This window comes from Candidatus Erwinia haradaeae (genome assembly GCF_900698855.1).
Classification (GTDB): domain Bacteria; phylum Pseudomonadota; class Gammaproteobacteria; order Enterobacterales; family Enterobacteriaceae; genus Erwinia_E; species Erwinia_E haradaeae_F.
The window spans coordinates 403,871-421,698 of record NZ_LR217698.1 but is presented as its reverse complement, the minus strand read 5'-3'; the positions used below and the strand labels follow the sequence as shown (position 1 = coordinate 421,698).

Genomic DNA, 17,828 nt, shown 5'->3' with positions numbered 1-17,828 from the left:
GACTATTTTTTGAGAACAAATATCTTACGAAACATCCAACATCATTGTTACTGTCACGCAAATATCAATCATATATAATAGTAATTAATCCATGGTTTGACTTCCGTTCTCTTTTATATGCTTCATTAGACATGATCTATGCTGAATTCTTCTTTATTGATAAATAAATTCATTAAAAACACCTAATAACCTACCTATCATTTTATCTACATATATAAAGTAATAACTAACATTACCACATAACTATTGATCATATCCATCAGTCGTATCCCATACAATTATTAAAATCTGATTATCTTATAGATAATCACTCAGTAAAGAAAATAGATTTTTCAGCAACTTTCTTTAAGAAAGACCTCTAGTATATAAATCGATGAATAAATAAAAACACATTATCAAATATCACTAGGTATAACAGACTAAAACCTTAGACTCTTCATTATTGCTAATAAGACTATACAGCAACGTCTATCTTTTTCTTTTATCATATTTTCATACAGTCATAATAACCCCATATTAAAATTCATTACCAACTGACTTAATGACCAAGTACATTAGTATACAATACAATAAAATATTGACTTCCATAAAATGACACCAAAACATTTATAATGTAATAAAATATCAGTTAAACTATGAAGATTAAGTATTAAAACATGACCGGTATCTAAAATAATACACAGTATTATGATTTATAACATAAATAAATTATTTTAATATCTTGCATCAATTAAAATATATAAAAATTTTAATTTAAATTTCATAAACGTTATAAAATATATCCCTAAAAACGATGACTAAACCCTAACGTTAATACTAACTAAATCTAATGAGTAATCTTTTAATAATAAGCAACTAATCTATTATAGATATACATACACAAGCGTCTCCTAACTCATCTAATTATAACGCTTTACTCCATAAAAGAAATATGCGATATATGTTTTATTGTGAGCTAAAAATATCGAATTTATACAAAATGTCATTAAATATCACTTAATGGAATATCTAAATTAGAGTATAAAATAATATTTTATATATTTTATATATTGTTTATATAAAATTAGAAATATACTATAAAATATAATCTAGTTATGTATTATATTACATTAAAACTACATATACCTCATTTTGAAAAACACATTATAAGTAATGATCATCACTTACTCAACCCAGTTAAAATAAGTGTATTACCGCTATATTAATCTTAAGTTATAAATCAATTTTAAAAAATTAAATAATTCACGAATAACATTTCTTTCAAAACGAAAGATAATTTACTTAATCATCAAAACCTACTGATTAAAATAAAATTTTTGATCTTATTAATTATACTTACATAATACTTACTTCCGTAGATCAATAAGATCAAATTAATATTATATTAATTACCAATTATCACGTAGTTATAATAATAAAGAAGGTAAATAAACAATCAAAAAAAAGATGATTTTCAAGATAGCTATTATAGATAATAATACTGTTTAACGAATCTTACAGATTTTTTTATAGATGAAATTACCCTTAAAATCAACTCTTCTTACTAAAGACACGAACAATATAAAGAAGTAAAAATAAGTATATTTTTAAATATAAAAATACATTATATATACAATCATCTTTGATAAAAATAAAACCCAATTTTATGATTTAATTATATATAATAAATACTCTACTCTATAAAATAGTAGGTTAAATTGTTTTATGTAAAAAATATATTTAAAAACTCACTAATCATTATTATGATATCCATCAATATAATAAATCACTATTAACTTAAATAGATAAATAAATAACCATAATATCCATTATGCAGTAAATAAATCACAATGATCTTATGCTTATTACAGTGTGGTGCATACAAAAATATTATTTTAAATAATAGAACACACTACAAATAAGTAAAAACTCTGAGTACTAAATACAAATATTCAAACATTCCAGTAAATTTTAGCACTAATGATACGATGAAAAAATAAAATCAATCAGTTTATACAGTTCAATCATGCTAAATGCTCATACAAGGTAAATATTGATTAGATATGATTTAAATTAAATTATTATTCATAATCTAATAATTATCTTAATAATATAGATTAACTCTCTTAATATCAAATAAGAAAAACCACTTTATTTATTTATAGAACACCTAGCTTAATCATTAATTAAGAATACACTCAATATAAATTCTATATTTTTTCTAAAAAATATTCATATATCATTGATACCAAAAATATGATAACTCTTTTAAACATAAAAGAGCTAGTTATTATTGCAATTTACATTTTTTACTTTAAAAATAGAAAAATAAATTTTTCTAAAAAAGAATCTTTTCATAATGATCGTATTCAACTATTAATTCACTCAATAAGCTGTATTATAATCATTCAAATTAATATTATTGATCGGGTCATTCATTAGAATATTGACTCTAAACTAAAAAATTAGTTTATTCGTAAAACAACTACCACTCAATTAAATAGTCATACCTTTGAATATCAAAGGTAAATCTTTCTTTAATTATCTTATTCTTATATTGTTCTATCTTCCTTATAAACTAGGACCATAATTTATAGTTGTATACAATTCATCACTATAAACTGAGAGTCTTACTTCTTTACTCTAATTGATGTTATTAATTCATCATACTATCTTTATACAATCAACCCTATTAGATTCTCCGTAAATTTATAAAAAATAATAATTATATATACTAAATTAATAATATTATACTTCAATTTAGATTAAATAAATAGACATACAGCTCAGGACTGCAATTAAGTACAAACACCTAAAGATATCTCAAATAATTCTCATTATATTATGCAGATAATTTGATTCAATTGACATTAAAACTATTTTAATTTATAGAAGATTAAACATCTTATTAGAAAATCTTCTGAGATAAAATTCCACATGCAGATGATATAGTCTTTCTAGGTTTTAAATATAAAATAATATAATATGTATTGTTATACTAAATAAAAGAAAAACTTATTAACATTTTTTAAAAAAATTATACTATGAAAAACATCAAAAATACATTGTAATGATTTTATATAATTTATATGTATATATTACAATTAATAGAAACTAATTTCCTCAACGAAAATCTCAATACTTATATACTAATATCTAAATCGAAATAATATAGTAAAAACCTAAAAATTACAATACTTCTAAAAAATGCAGATGAAGTTGCTTGTTGCTTATCATTAAGCAATATGCATCAAATAAAACCAAAGTATGCATAAGATACATTGATATATCTACCTTCCTACGCCACAATACCTACTACTTATATTTCTCATATGAAGCAATTCTAAAATAGACATATTAAGAAATTATAGTTCGTTCTAAAAGAACATTCATAACATATCTCAAAAAATACTCTTAAAATACATGAAAATTTTAACAAAATTCTAAAAATCTGTGATCTCAATTATAATGGTTCATAGATATATTTATAGACTAGATTTTATCACTATAGAGGTGCCCTATTTTTATCCGAGTGTCTAATTTTTGCCGACAAATCCTGAGTCATGAAAATGATGTGCTATCTGACATATCAAAAGCATGTCAAGTGACTGTCATTCAACGTAAAAATCATAGAATTCTTCAAAAGAATATCAGTGATAATGCTGTTAAAGTAATATATCGCTTAAACAAATCTGGATATGAAGCCTATCTAGTTGGTGGCAGTGTACGTGATTTGCTACTTAATAAAAAACCAAAAGATTTTGATATTACAACTAATGCAACACCAGATCAAGTACGAATGTTATTTCGTAACTGTCGTTTAGTCGGACGCCGTTTTCGACTTGCCCACATTATGTTTGGTCATGAAGTAATCGAAGTGGCTACATTTCGTAGCCATCATAAACCTAAGGAACAAGGTGTAATCAATTGTAATGGAGTTTGCTGTACACAAACTGGAATGTTATTGCGTGATAATAACTTTGGTTCTATTGAAGATGACGCACAACGCCGAGATTTAACTATTAACAGTCTTTATTATAATATTTGTGATCGTACAGTACGTGATTATAGTGGTGGCTTGATAGACTTAGAGTGCGGTATTATCCGAATGATTGGAGACCCAGAAACTCGATATAGAGAAGATCCAGTACGCATGTTACGCGTAATACGATTTTCTACCAAACTGAATATGAAAATTGACTGTAGAACTAAAAAACCAATCCCATATCTTGCTAGATTGTTATATGATATTCCTCCAGCTCGTCTATTTGAGGAGACGCTTAAATTACTTCAGTCTGGCTATGGTTATCATACATACTTACAACTATGTAAATATCAGTTATTTCAACCTCTTTTTCCAATTATTACACATTATTTAAGCACACAGGGTAATAAAAATATAGAACATATAATTATTTTAGTTTTGAAAAAAACTGATCTACGCATCCAACATCAGAAACCTGTTAATCCAGAATTTTTATTTGCTACACTTTATTGGTATCCTCAATTAATTATAACACAGAAATTTTCCCAGGAAAAAAAATGTACCTATTACGATGCTTTCTTAACAGCAATGAATTATTTATTGGACCAAGCTAGCCGCTCACTCGCAATCCCAAAACGTATTACTAATTTAGTGCGTGATATCTGGAATTTGCAATTACGTTTATCAATTCGAGATAGTAAAAGAACATTGATATTAATAGAGCATCCTAAATTTCGCGCTGCTTACCATTTATTAAAAATGCGTGCCATCGTAGAATCTAATTATGAATTACATAACCTAGTTGCTTGGTGGCGTCAATTTCAAATATCTACTGTATCAGAACAAAATAATATGATCAATATTTTACGAAAAAACTTAGTACCAAACTGTCAGCGATCAAATCTATGTAAATGCATGTCTTCTTGCCCAAGACAGAGCGAAAAAAATATATGTCAAGAATAAATCGTGTTTACTTATCCCTTGGAAGCAATATCTCTAATCCTCTTACTCAACTAAAGAATGCTATTAATAAAATCAAGCATATAAAAGATGCCCAAGTAATAATACAGTCACCACTGTATTATAGCCCTCCTTATGGTCCTATTAAACAGCCTTATTTTCTTAATATAGCAATAGCTATTGAGACTTATCTTACAGCCGATATATTTCTGGATCAAATACAGAATATTGAAAAAGAGCAAGGACGTGTGCGTAAAACTGATCGTTGGGGGCCTCGCACACTTGATATTGACATTATGTTATTTGGAAAACAAATATTGAACACACCTCGACTCACACTACCACACTATGATATGCATAATCGAGCCTTTATGCTTCTACCTCTTTTCGATATTGCACCAAATCTTTATCTTCCAGATGGAAGACGATTATCTAATCTTTTAGCATCTCTTGATGAGAGAATCATAAAAAATGTAATTAAATGTTAATTTTTTAAAATAAACTAGAACTTTTTTCTTCTGTTGATGCTAATAAACTTGGAATAAAATTTATATCTCACTATATTAAAATATTCTCTAATAAAATACAAACTTTATACACATTACAAAATCAAAGATACCTAATCACTTATAAATTTTATACTCAAAAAATTCTTAACAAATCATATTAAAATAAAGTCATCAAAATATTATAATTATATTTCATCTCTCTCTATAAACATGATTAGTTTAAAAATTTTATGTTCGCTAAATACAATAACAATAGCTATTTTTAACAGAAAAATTTCTTATAACTGAAACTTTAAAATTTTTTATTTTATATAAATAAACCGCATATGATGAATAAAAATAAAAAAAATAACGGACTCCTTTATACAATTTCATTTTCTAACTACAGAAAAAATTCCATATTAATAGAAACAAAAATGATTACACTTACCATAACCAAGTCGAAATTATTGAATACTAATTTAAAATGTCTATAATCTTCTATACTTAGATTATAAAATTTCTTATAAACAAATTCATATTTAATTAATCATTGATAAACATTATATCTATGATAATTTATATATCTCTTTTAATAACTCTAGTATTATTTGAATATAAATATTTGTTCTAAAAAAGACAACTATAGTAATATTTATATCTACATAACTAATACATATCCAATCAAATATAGTCAAATAGCAATTCCAAAAAAAATGCAATTTAGCTAAAAAACTTATTAAGTTTTAATAATATTTCTATACAAAAAAATATATAAATATCAGAATATTTATCAGTTACCTTGTAATACAAATATGATATCCATATATCAAAAATACTATCGTTTTAATTTGTCATTGATTTTTTTTGGTAAGTAAGAAACGTACCAAATTAGAATATTGTTTCAAATAAACTTCTGTAGAGCGTGAATCTAACTCGCTATTATTAATCATATATTTTCCATGAATTAACATCGTTGGAACCCCCTTTAGACCCACATACTCTGCAATTTTCTCTTGTTTGTGCACTAAGTATTCTACTTGATCACTATTCCACGCTACATCATATTCCGCCGACTTTATTCCAGAAACTTTCATAAAAACTTTTTTCAAAGAAACTTCGTCAGTGACGGTTTTATCATGCAAAATCCCATGAAAAATAGGTAAAGTAACTTTATTTTCTAACCCCATAACCATAGCAATCGTCCATGCACGTGTTAAAGCATAACCCATATTGCCGCCAAAACATCCAATATGATATTTTATTATCTTAACAGGATAAGGTAAGTTCTTGTTTACAATATAACCAATAGGCCAAATTTGTTCAAATTGATAACAATGAGGACAATAAAATGAAAAAAATTCCACTATTTGAGCTTCAACAGGAATAGGCTTATTTAATGTGATATAATGCTGACCATTTATGAATTCAGAAGCTGTAACATTTACCACCCAAAACAAACCCAATAACACTAGCCAAATCTTTTTCATTTAACTACTACCTCTTCATTACTGATAGCGCACATCATTCTTTTAGCCATCCCATAGCCAATAGATTAGATTAGTATAAATACTAAATATGCAAAATTCATGAATTATCCAGAATAATTATCCACAATAATTGCCTTAATTTTCTTTTAAAAGAAAGACTCTATTATTAATCAATTTTATCCTTATCTAAATTTTATCTAAAAATAAATCTAATCTTTTTGCTAAATAAAGTGTATGTTTTGTCATGAAAGTACTTATATCGACGAAAAGAATATTGAAGATAAATTATTTAGATAAATAACTTACAATACCATAATCTACTGAATAAAAAAATTCTATTTAGAAAGAGTTGTATAAAATATAAATCATATTTTTTTTAAGAAGACAGTCTGATGCAGTCATCACACAACTAGTCTATTTATCATAGACTAATCTAGAAAAGTAAATAAATAACACATAAGATATAATACTAGATAAAATAATCTATCATTTATACAAGTAACTTTTCTTCTGAAAAAGAAAAATAAATTATCAATATCTAAAATTAAAAAGTATGGAATAGAAAAATCAATTATGCTCTGTAGAGCACATACTTTTTATTATGTAAAAGTAGTATTTAAGAAGAAAGTATATATCTAAACCAATTAAATAAGTTACAAAAATAATAAATGCTTCTATCTATCAGGATAGAAGAATTTATTAAATAAAATTATTAAATTATTTTATATTATAAAAAAATAAAAAATGAATCTCCTATTTACCATTTAATTCTAAGATATCTAATTGGATCATTGATTTATTAATCAAAAAAACCATCTAATACCATATTATATCTTGATATAATAAAACTATACCTGATATAAACTAATAAATAACCCTTTTATACTTAATTAAGATTAAACTTTACCCTTTTAATAAAAGACGAATTATTAAAACAAAGATGCTATTATTTATAGAAAATAAAAAAAGATTAAAGAAATTTAAATTTACTATATCAAGTTATTTTTTAAATAAAGGTTTCAATAACCTTAAATATCATTTATTTATAAATAAAAAAAGTAAATAACTTACGGTGTATAACAAAAAATTTAATATACTATTTTATCCTTTTTAGAGTTCAAAAAATTACGCTAGTAATGTTCAGAGAACATTACAAATAAAGACCTAACTAAGTTCTTATAAGAACTAATCTTATACATAAGATTAGCGTTCAATCAAAATCTATAAAATAAATTATGATTTATCTAGTAATCCAAGCAGATTTATCTATCTCTCTCCCCAACGAATGAAAAGATCATTCTCTATTTTAATATTAAACTGATCTAAAACACGGTTTACTGTTTGATCAATAATGCTCATTATATTATGAGGGCGATGATAAAATGAAACTATTGGAGGCATAATTACAGCACCTATCTCCGATGCTGTAATCATCAAACGAAGATGCCCAATATGTAGTGGAGTTTCTCGTACACACAAGACTAGACGGCGTTTTTCTTTTAATACTACATCAGCAGAACGAATCATGAGTCCATCATGATAACTATGCACAATGGCCGATAAGGTTTTTATTGAACAAGGTAATATAACCATCCCAATAGTTTTAAATGATCCAGAAGATACACTAGCTGCAATATTATGCACATCATGAACTTCATCCGCCATAGCATGAACGTCACTTACAGAATAATCACTTTCAAGAAGCAATGTACGATTCGCTGCTTCGCTCATAATTAGATGAGTTTCAATTTCATCAATATGCTGTAAAACCTGTAAAGTTCGTATGCCATAAATTACTCCGCTTGCACCAGAGATACCCACGATCAATCGTTTCATGCCATATCTCCTAAGTCCGATCTTTAGAATTAACTTCCTTCCTATATCCAATGTTTATTTAAAATCTTACCAAATATTGATTCGGATTAAAACAAAATAAAATATTAATATGCTTTTCAAATAAAACTAGGATCTTTAATAGATAAAGTGAAATAATTTTTCTACAAAAAATAAAATCAATCTATTATATATATCTAAATTAATATTTTAGAGCCCACTTAACAACACTGAAAATTATAAAAAGCGTTAATCAAATGATTTTATAGTTTATTTTTTTGATAAAAAACTTACTTGCATATTAACTAATAATATAAATAATATTATTTATGAATATATCTTCATATTATCTATAAAGTTAATAGCTAAAAACCTACTTATCTAATTTTATATTATTACACTCATCAAAAATAAACGATATATAATATACTCATATTAAATAATAAATAAAACAAAAGTGATCTTTAATACAAAAAATTCAATAAATATTAGAAATAAAAAATATAAAATAAAAAATATAAAAACCTATCATGTTAAATAACATCAAACTATTATATATATCATTAAAGCTCATTATATATTTCTAAATTCTCTACCTCACTAATATTTTGTAAATCCTCAGAATAATCAGTACGCGATTTTTCTAAATATGACAAATATTTCTGATCAACATTTTGAGTAATATAAATACCATTAAATACAGAGCACTCAAATGAAGTAATATCTAGGTTGTCTTCTCGTACTGCATTAATAAGATCTGTAAGTTCTTGAAAAATCAATCCATCAGCCCCAATTAAATCACAAATTTGATCGGAATCTCGTCCATGAGCAATTAACTCTGTAACACTTGGAACATCAATCCCATATACATTTGGAAAACGGATCTCTGGGGCCGCAGATGCTAAATACACCTGATGCGCACCTGCTTCACGAGCCATCTCAATAATTTGTTCAGAAGTGGTTCCTCGAACAATAGAATCATCTACTAGTAATACATTTTTTCCATAGAATTCTGCACGATTAGTATTTAACTTCCGTCGTACTGCAGTGCGACGTAAATTCTGACCTGACATAATAAAAGTACGACCTACATAACGGTTTTTCACAAAACCTTGTCGATAGGGTTTGTCAAGAATTCGTGCTATCTCCAAAGCTATATCACAAGATGTTTCAGGAATAGGGATTACTACATCAATATCGATATTTTTCCATTCACGCGCAATTTTTGCACCAAGTTTAGTACCCATACGAACACGAGCGCTATATACAGAAATCTTGTCGAGACATGAATCTGGACGAGCAAAGTATACATATTCAAACAAACATGGGGTACACTTTGGATTGTCAGAACACTGATGACTATATAACTCTCCTTCTGTTGTTATATAGACCGCTTCTCCAGGCTCTATATCTCTTAGTAATTTAAAACCCAACGCATCTAATGCTACACTTTCAGAAGCAACCATATACTCAACACGCCCATCATCTATAATTCGCTGTCCAAGAACTAATAAGCGAATTCCATAGGGATCTCTAAAAGCAACTAACCCATGACCAATAATCATTGCAACACAAGCATAAGCACCCTGTACCTTTTTATGAAGCGAAGAAACAGCTGAAAAAATATTGTTTTCGTGAAGAAGATAAGATTCAAAACAATCTAGTTCTTGAGCAAAGATGTTCAGAAGAATTTCAGAATCCGAGCTAGTGTTAATATGTCGATGACCACTTTGAAATAATTCAGTACGTAACGTCAGAGCATTAGTAATATTCCCATTATGGGCTAATGTAATTCCGTACGGAGAGTTAACATAAAAAGGTTGGGCTTCAGATGCATTACATTTCCCCGATGTAGGATAACGAACATGACCGATCCCCATATTACCACTCATTCGCTTCATATGAGCAACCTGAAACACATCACTTACCAACCCATTTCCCTTTCGCATATGAAAATAATTCATTGCATCAATAGTTACGATACCGGCAGCATCTTGTCCTCGATGTTGAAGCATGGTTAGCGCATCATAGATAGACTGATTAACAGGCATAAATCCAGCGATCCCAACAACACCACACATATTAATGTACCCTCATAATCTGACCTCGTAATGCCCGATCCTTAATAAAAAATTGCTTTATTTTTTAAATAAGCCACGATCGACTCAATAATATAATTAAAATAGGGAATTAACTGAGATTGCTGCCAGTCTGGGAGTTTAGAAAAACTAGTAAAAGTATCGAGAAAAAACAATATGGCTGCAGAAATTAGTATACCTCGTAACCCACCAAAAAAAACTCCTAAAACCTTATCTATTGCTAAAAGACCAGTTTTAGAAACTAACCCACCTATCATAGAACTAACAACAGATCCAACAATCAAAGTACTTATAAAAATACACATAATAGAAATACCATTACGCATTATTTCATTTTCAAAACCTGTAAACAAGACAGAAAGGTGAGAATAGTAGCGATTCGTTATAAAAATTGCACACAACCAAGTAAATAAGGAAAGCACCTCCTTAATAAAGCCACGCGCAAGGCTCACAAAAGAAGAAAAACTAATAATTGCTATAATGCTATAATCAATCCAAATCATAAATGATTCCAGTTACTATATTATATCTATTTTCAATTTAAATTTTAATCTAAATATAAATTCAAGAATACTGAAATATTATAGCTTACTCAGAACATCATTCTATTAATAAGTTATTAAACCAACTAAAATAGTTGTATAAACTAACCGATAATATATCAATCCAATCTATCACTTAGACATTAATAACATATAATATTAAAGTTAGGTTAAAAACCTATTAAGATCGCTGAATCATAAATCAATCTAATATATCTATAACCTATTTGTCTCTATATGATCTCGCAATTTTAACCAAAGATTTAATCACTGCTCAATATCTACTAAACTATCTCTTATTAATTTAGAGATAATATCTAAAAGATTCTATCTTGCGAGCTAATTTTTTATTTTCTATAATTATATAAATATATAAAGTCAATATAGTTTATACAACTAACTTTTACAGGACAATAACTCATGATTATATCATAGAAACTCTACAAACATATTGATTCGTAATATAATCAAAATATCCATTCATTATTTTTATTCAAACCACTAAATTTACTAAATCAGATCTTAGACAAAAATATCTAACATTAATCCCTTAATATATCTCATATACTAAAGAAAATATTTTTATATTCAGGTATTCTCTAACTAATTTTTATATGATTTATATATATCGCATAGACTTTTCTTTATCAAAAGAACATTAATACGTGAAATATTAAAATATATTATATTAATATTCTATAACTATTTTATAATCTCTGATTACATTCTAAAGTAATGATAGATACTTCATTCTAAATCTATCTCTATTAATTATTATTGTAAAATGATATAATCATCTCCTACTAAACATTGTGCATCATAACTATTTTTATAATATTAAAAAATCCATTCTAATAAGAAAGAAATGTAATTATCACAAATAATAATTAAATAGGAAACACCCTCAAATAAACATAGTAGCAACCGCAGTCTATATTAACAACCTTAGACAAAATCCGAGTTATAATTGAATATACAAATGATAAAATCATGACACTTATCTTTATCAAAGATAAGTGCGATAACCAAAAAAACTATCCTGTAAAGGACTTGTATTTCAAAATCTTTACAGTCTCTTCACGAAGATAAGAGGACAATAGAAAGAAATAAAAGCATATAGCAACATTCAATAATCTAATTTAAATACATTAAAAAACCTATATGGTCTTAATATGTATTAAGACCAATCCTTCTGAATTTTAATATAAAAAAAATAAAATTTTAAAATAATTACAAACTATATTCTATTTATGTCTGATTTAATATTTGATCACTCTTAATCTCTTCTAGCTCAGACAATCTTTTTTCTAGAATAACCAGCTTCTCCTGAGCTCTTAATAAAATCTCTGCCTGAGCATCAAACTCTACACGACTGACTAACTCTAATCGAGCAAGATGCGCTTGCAGTGTCTGACGTATTTTTGTCTCAATATCATAACCAAAATCACGAATGCTAATTGGCATTGCATTATGAACTTTCCTAGCTAACATTTCAATTTTTTTTGGATCAATCATAATCTGACTCCTAATAAAAATAAATGCAATTTAGTCTCTATTTCTTCCTGAACTTAAGTAAAAAAGACTCTTGTATTATAAGAAAAAATTTTATTTAAAATAATCACAATACATTCATTTTCTCTTGAAAAACTGCGAAAAACCCTTTATTTCACACATTAAATTATAACGAGACATGATAATATCATTAACTATATACTAATTCTTGTTCTTTAAAATATTTTATCTGATAACATCATAACTAAGATTTTCAAAAAAAATAGAAACATAATATCCCTCTGTAAACCATATGTTTACAGTCGTATTTTGTATATATAATATCAGTACCACTTTGATAAATTCTTCTGACTATATTAAATAACCTAAAAAATCTAGATTATAATAAACAAAATGATATATTTTAAAAAACAATATCCAATATATACAACTTAGATTGGTTATAGAATAAAATTCTTAATTTAGAACAAGTGTTCTTTACCATCTATTAGATTAGACATGAATCATTTGGTACTTCTGTCTATTTATTTAACTGGTAAATTAGTATACGTACATCTTTTAAAAAAGATAAACATCATAAGGTTACAAACACAATTTTGTCTATATTATTCAACTACTCAACATTAGATACTGACATATATCTCTTATGTTTACTTCTCAAAATTAATACCATTCTATTCTCCTTTCTTCTTATGTTTAGACAATCTATTATCTTATGAGACAATTAAACATTACATAAAATTTATCTTAGACGACTTAACTTAAAAACCTTAATACATTGTTAAAAAACCATGTTTATTATCTTTCTAACAAAAAATCCTATGATGATCTTATTCACTCTTGATCTAAAATCAAATAATAAAATTATGCTTTTTAAGCATAAATTTAATGGATTAAGTCAATAATTTTATAGTCTCTGCCTTTTTAATTAAAAATTTTCATAATTGAAAAAATCTTTTTATTCAATAACAATTATTTTATACAAGTTTTTTTAAAAAATAAAATAGAGAATCACCCATATGTATAACCCTAATGCAAAAATTATTTAACTGAATCAATGAAGCTAATTAATTCTTTGATTAATATAATTATGAATTAATGAAGATATTGAAATATAAATATAAAACTTAAATAAGATGTAAGTCTGGTCCTAGCCAATCCATAATTTGTTTCTGAATACCAGAGCTATCTAACTGATAATCAATCCGAATCTGATTTTGATCTCCCTGAGGAATAAATTCATCTGGTAGGCCAATATTTAAAACCAATATTTTTTTTCTTTTAGCCATAAATAACTCATTAATTCCACTACCAGCCCCACCCTTTATCGCTCCTTCTTCAAGAGTAATCACGACTTGGTGCTCTGCAGCTATCTCTAAAAGAAGCGTATCATCTAGTGGTTTAACAAAACGCATATCAACTAAAGTAGTATTTAGTGTTTCAGAAACTATAATCGCTTGAGATAATAACGCTCCAAAATTTAAAATCGCTATTTTTTCACCTCGTCGCTTAACTACTCCTTTCCCCAAAGGAAGAGAAGATAGTGATTCTAAATACGCTCCTGTTCCATAACCCCGCGGATAACGCACTACACTAGGTCCATCTTGATAGTGATAACCAGTATACAACATCTGACGACATTCATTTTCATCACTTGGTGTCATAATAACAAGATTAGGAATACAGCGTAAAAAAGCAAGATCAAATGCTCCTTGATGAGTTGGTCCATCCCCCCCTACGATCCCACCACGATCAATTGCAAATAATACCGATAATTTTTGAATCGCAACATCATGAATAATTTGATCATATGCACGTTGCAAAAACGTAGAATAAATGGCTACTACTGGATTATAACCGCCAATAGCCAACCCAGCAGCAAAAGTTACTGCATGCTGCTCAGCAATTGCTACATCAAAATATTGTTCTGGATATTCACGTGAGAACTTAACCATTCCAGACCCTTCTCGCATAGCTGGTGTAATAGCTATTATTTTATCATCCATAGATGCAGTTTCACTTAACCATTCACCAAAAACTTCAGAATAACTAAGAAGACTTCCAGTATTTTTAGGAAACAAACCTCTATCTGGATCAAATCTAGGTACTGAATGCCAAGTAATAGGGTCATCTTCTGCTGGGGAATATCCCTTTCCCTTTTTCGTTATTACATGCAAAAACTGAGGACCTTTTAAGGTCTGAATATTCCGTAAAGTTAAAACTAATGTATCTATATCATGACCATCTATAGGGCCAATATAATTAAAACCAAGCTCTTCAAACAATGTACCAGGAACCAGCATGCCTTTAATATGCTCTTTTGTTCGCTTAAATAATTCTTTAATCGGGATTAAACCATTAAAAACTTTTTTACTAGTTTCACAGACACGGAAATAAGTTTCACCTGATAAAATCCTAGCTAACCGAGAATTTAAAGCGCCTACATTTTCAGAAATTGACATTTCATTATCATTTAGAACAACTACAAGATCTGCCTTGACCGTACCAGCGTGGTTCATAGCTTCGAACGCCATCCCAGCAGTTATTGCTCCATCACCAATAACACAAACGGTTTTCCGACCCATTTTTTCTTTAGCTGCAGCAACAGCCATACCAAGTCCAGCACTAATCGAAGTTGACGAATGACCTACACTTAAGACATCAAATTCACTTTCTTCACGCCACGGAAAGGGATGTAATCCGTTTTTCTGTCGAATTGTACCTATCTTTTCACGACGACCAGTTAGTATCTTATGTGGATACGCCTGATGACCAACATCCCAAAGAAGCGAATCAAATGGGGTATTATAAACGTAATGCAAAGCAACTGTTAGCTCCACCACCCCCAATCCAGAAGCTAAATGACCACTAGAGCAACTAACACTTGCAAGCAAATACTCCCTTAACTCCTTACAAAGTAATGGAAGAATACTTTTTGGTCGTAACCGCAATTCTTCTACCGTACTTGCTAAAGCAAGTGTGGGATATTTATAAGGTTCAAAGCTCATCGTTATCTCATTTAAAAGTTATATATCGCGCTCAATAATAAAATGTACTAAACCCTCTAATAGAGTCGTATTAAAAGATTTTTTAGAAAGTATTTCTAATTCACTAAGCGCATTTTGACATAAATTCTGAAGCTTAATTTTTGTATTAGCCAAACCAACTAAAAATGGATAAGTTTTCTTACTAAAATTTTTATCAGACTCTAATTTTTTTTCAATACATTCCCTATCACTGGTATAATCTAAAATATCATCCTGTAGTTGAAAAGCTAAACCGATAAAATTAGAAAATCTATCAAGAAGCGGTATAAGCTCAAAGCTAGTGTCTCGAGATGTTAAGGCACCAAGACGAACCGCTGCACGAATCAATATTCCAGTTTTATATAGATACACACGCTCTAACTCCTCTAACGTGCACTGTGCTTTATCTATAATCGATAGATCAAGAGCCTGACCTCCACACATTCCTCTTGCACCGCTAGCGCTAGCTAACTCAGACAACATAGCAATCCGATTTTTCGGCATAACACCAAACATTGGAGACTCACTTAATATAGAAAAAGCAAGAGATTGTAATGCATCACCAGCTAATATAGCTATATCCTCTCCAAATTTAATATGGCAAGCTACATGTCCACGGCGAAAACTATCGTTATCCATACAAGGTAAGTCATCATGAATTAAAGAGTATGCATGTATACATTCAATAGCTGCTGCTGGTACATCAAGCACAATTTCCTCTACATGCAACATAGTCCCAATAGCATATACCAAGCAAGGACGTAAACGCTTACCTCCTGACAATAAAGCATACTCTATAGCTGCGACTAAAGAGATATCCTTAAAGGGAAGTTTCATAATGTATTGATTAAGAACTTCATTTATACGATGATGATACTTGTTTAGCAAGGTGCTCAAAACCATAACTTCTCCTATCTTTAAAAGATTCTCTTAAAATTCTTTTATAATATGGTGTGATCATCTGAGTTAAAGAAAAAACTATAATATCCATATCCGAAACGTCTTTGAGAAAATAAATTCCCTTCCTAAAGAAGAACAAGAGAAAAAGTTAATGAAATCAACAAGTCTCACTCGTTATCGTATAAAACTTACTGAACTAACCCTCTTATTGAATCTTAGCAATACGGATCTTGAGTTTAACTTGAAGCCAATAAAATCACTGTAAAATATTTGAAATATTTAAAAGAATATCCAGGAGAAATTTATATAACCTAGAAATAATATATAAAAAGATAAATTGATCCATGATAATCTAATATTAGACAAATTAAATATACAATTAGAAAATATTTTTCTAAAAAAGTATATAAAAAATCGATCTTTTACATCAATATCTAAGTCAGTTGCCAACTCTGTATTCAATATTATATTTCAAAACAAGCACATTGGGCTTGTCTTAATCAGATCAACTGATTAAGAATCAATAAACTTCAAAAAATTAATAAACAAACACCTCTTAAATTTAGTTACATTTAATATAAAAAGAACATGTGCTTCTTCTCTATTAGAAACTTAACATTACTGTTAACTATGTTTATCCTTCCTTGGAAGGATAACAGGTTATAGCATATTTATCACTAAAATTGGAATTTTATATAAATAATACTATAAAAATAGTAATATCAATAATATCATCAGTAATAAAGACTAGTCTAAAAATTCATATACTTCTTATGACTAATGAATCCAGTTATATCAATTAAAATTTTGAAAAAAGCAAAAAATACTGATTTAGTTTAAATAAAGTGAATCCACTTACTATACAGTATATTTTTTTTAAAAAACTATCAATAATAAACACATGACCCTAAGAAAACAATTTCTAATACAGTAATTAATTTATAATCAAGACGAAGATTCTCATCTTATCTAACGGTCTTTTTTAAAGAATACGCATTCTGATTATTTAAATAA

The 17,828-nt window shown here is 27.7% G+C and carries 9 protein-coding genes; 2 read left to right on the top strand and 7 right to left on the bottom strand.

The window, feature by feature from the left end; all coding sequences use genetic code 11:
* Positions 1 to 3,499 precede the first annotated feature (3,499 nt).
* The gene (gene pcnB, locus HACICURT3053_RS01185; RefSeq protein WP_157992301.1) at positions 3,500 to 4,927 is read left to right on the top strand and encodes a polynucleotide adenylyltransferase PcnB; all 1,428 of its coding nucleotides are present in this window, start codon (positions 3,500 to 3,502) and stop codon (positions 4,925 to 4,927) included.
* Entirely contained in the window at positions 4,924 to 5,412 is a 489-nt protein-coding gene (gene folK, locus HACICURT3053_RS01180; RefSeq protein ID WP_157992300.1) for a 2-amino-4-hydroxy-6-hydroxymethyldihydropteridine diphosphokinase, read from the top strand. The genes pcnB and folK overlap by 4 nt, the downstream gene beginning before the upstream one ends.
* Before the next feature lie 854 nt (positions 5,413 to 6,266).
* On the opposite strand, the gene HACICURT3053_RS01175 is transcribed toward folK, so the two are convergent.
* The 7 genes from HACICURT3053_RS01175 to ispA form a co-directional block, all read right to left on the bottom strand.
* Complete coding sequence (locus HACICURT3053_RS01175) at positions 6,267 to 6,902, bottom strand: DsbA family protein (RefSeq protein WP_157991933.1); 636 nt, start codon at positions 6,900 to 6,902, stop codon at positions 6,267 to 6,269.
* Positions 6,903 to 8,168: 1,266 nt separating this feature from the next.
* The gene (locus HACICURT3053_RS01170; protein ID WP_157991932.1) at positions 8,169 to 8,738 is read right to left on the bottom strand and encodes a UbiX family flavin prenyltransferase; all 570 of its coding nucleotides are present in this window, start codon (positions 8,736 to 8,738) and stop codon (positions 8,169 to 8,171) included.
* Between the two features lie 560 nt (positions 8,739 to 9,298).
* Positions 9,299 to 10,816 (bottom strand): amidophosphoribosyltransferase, encoded by a 1,518-nt coding sequence (gene purF / locus HACICURT3053_RS01165; protein ID WP_157991931.1) that lies wholly within the window; start codon positions 10,814 to 10,816, stop codon positions 9,299 to 9,301.
* 41 nt (positions 10,817 to 10,857) lie between these two features.
* Entirely contained in the window at positions 10,858 to 11,337 is a 480-nt protein-coding gene (locus tag HACICURT3053_RS01160) for a CvpA family protein (RefSeq protein WP_157991930.1), read from the bottom strand.
* 1,287 nt (positions 11,338 to 12,624) lie between these two features.
* Positions 12,625 to 12,891: a ubiquinone biosynthesis accessory factor UbiK gene (gene ubiK, locus HACICURT3053_RS01155; RefSeq protein WP_157991929.1), complete on the bottom strand. Its 267-nt coding sequence runs from the start codon at positions 12,889 to 12,891 to the stop codon at positions 12,625 to 12,627.
* A gap of 1,124 nt (positions 12,892 to 14,015) precedes the next feature.
* Positions 14,016 to 15,896 carry a 1-deoxy-D-xylulose-5-phosphate synthase gene (dxs, locus tag HACICURT3053_RS01150; protein ID WP_157991928.1) on the bottom strand — a complete coding sequence of 627 codons (1,881 nt, stop codon included), beginning with the start codon at positions 15,894 to 15,896 and terminating at the stop codon, positions 14,016 to 14,018.
* An 18-nt stretch (positions 15,897 to 15,914) separates the two neighbouring features.
* Positions 15,915 to 16,817 carry a (2E,6E)-farnesyl diphosphate synthase gene (gene ispA, locus HACICURT3053_RS01145; protein ID WP_157991927.1) on the bottom strand — a complete coding sequence of 301 codons (903 nt, stop codon included), beginning with the start codon at positions 16,815 to 16,817 and terminating at the stop codon, positions 15,915 to 15,917.
* Between the last annotated feature and the right edge of the window lie 1,011 nt (positions 16,818 to 17,828).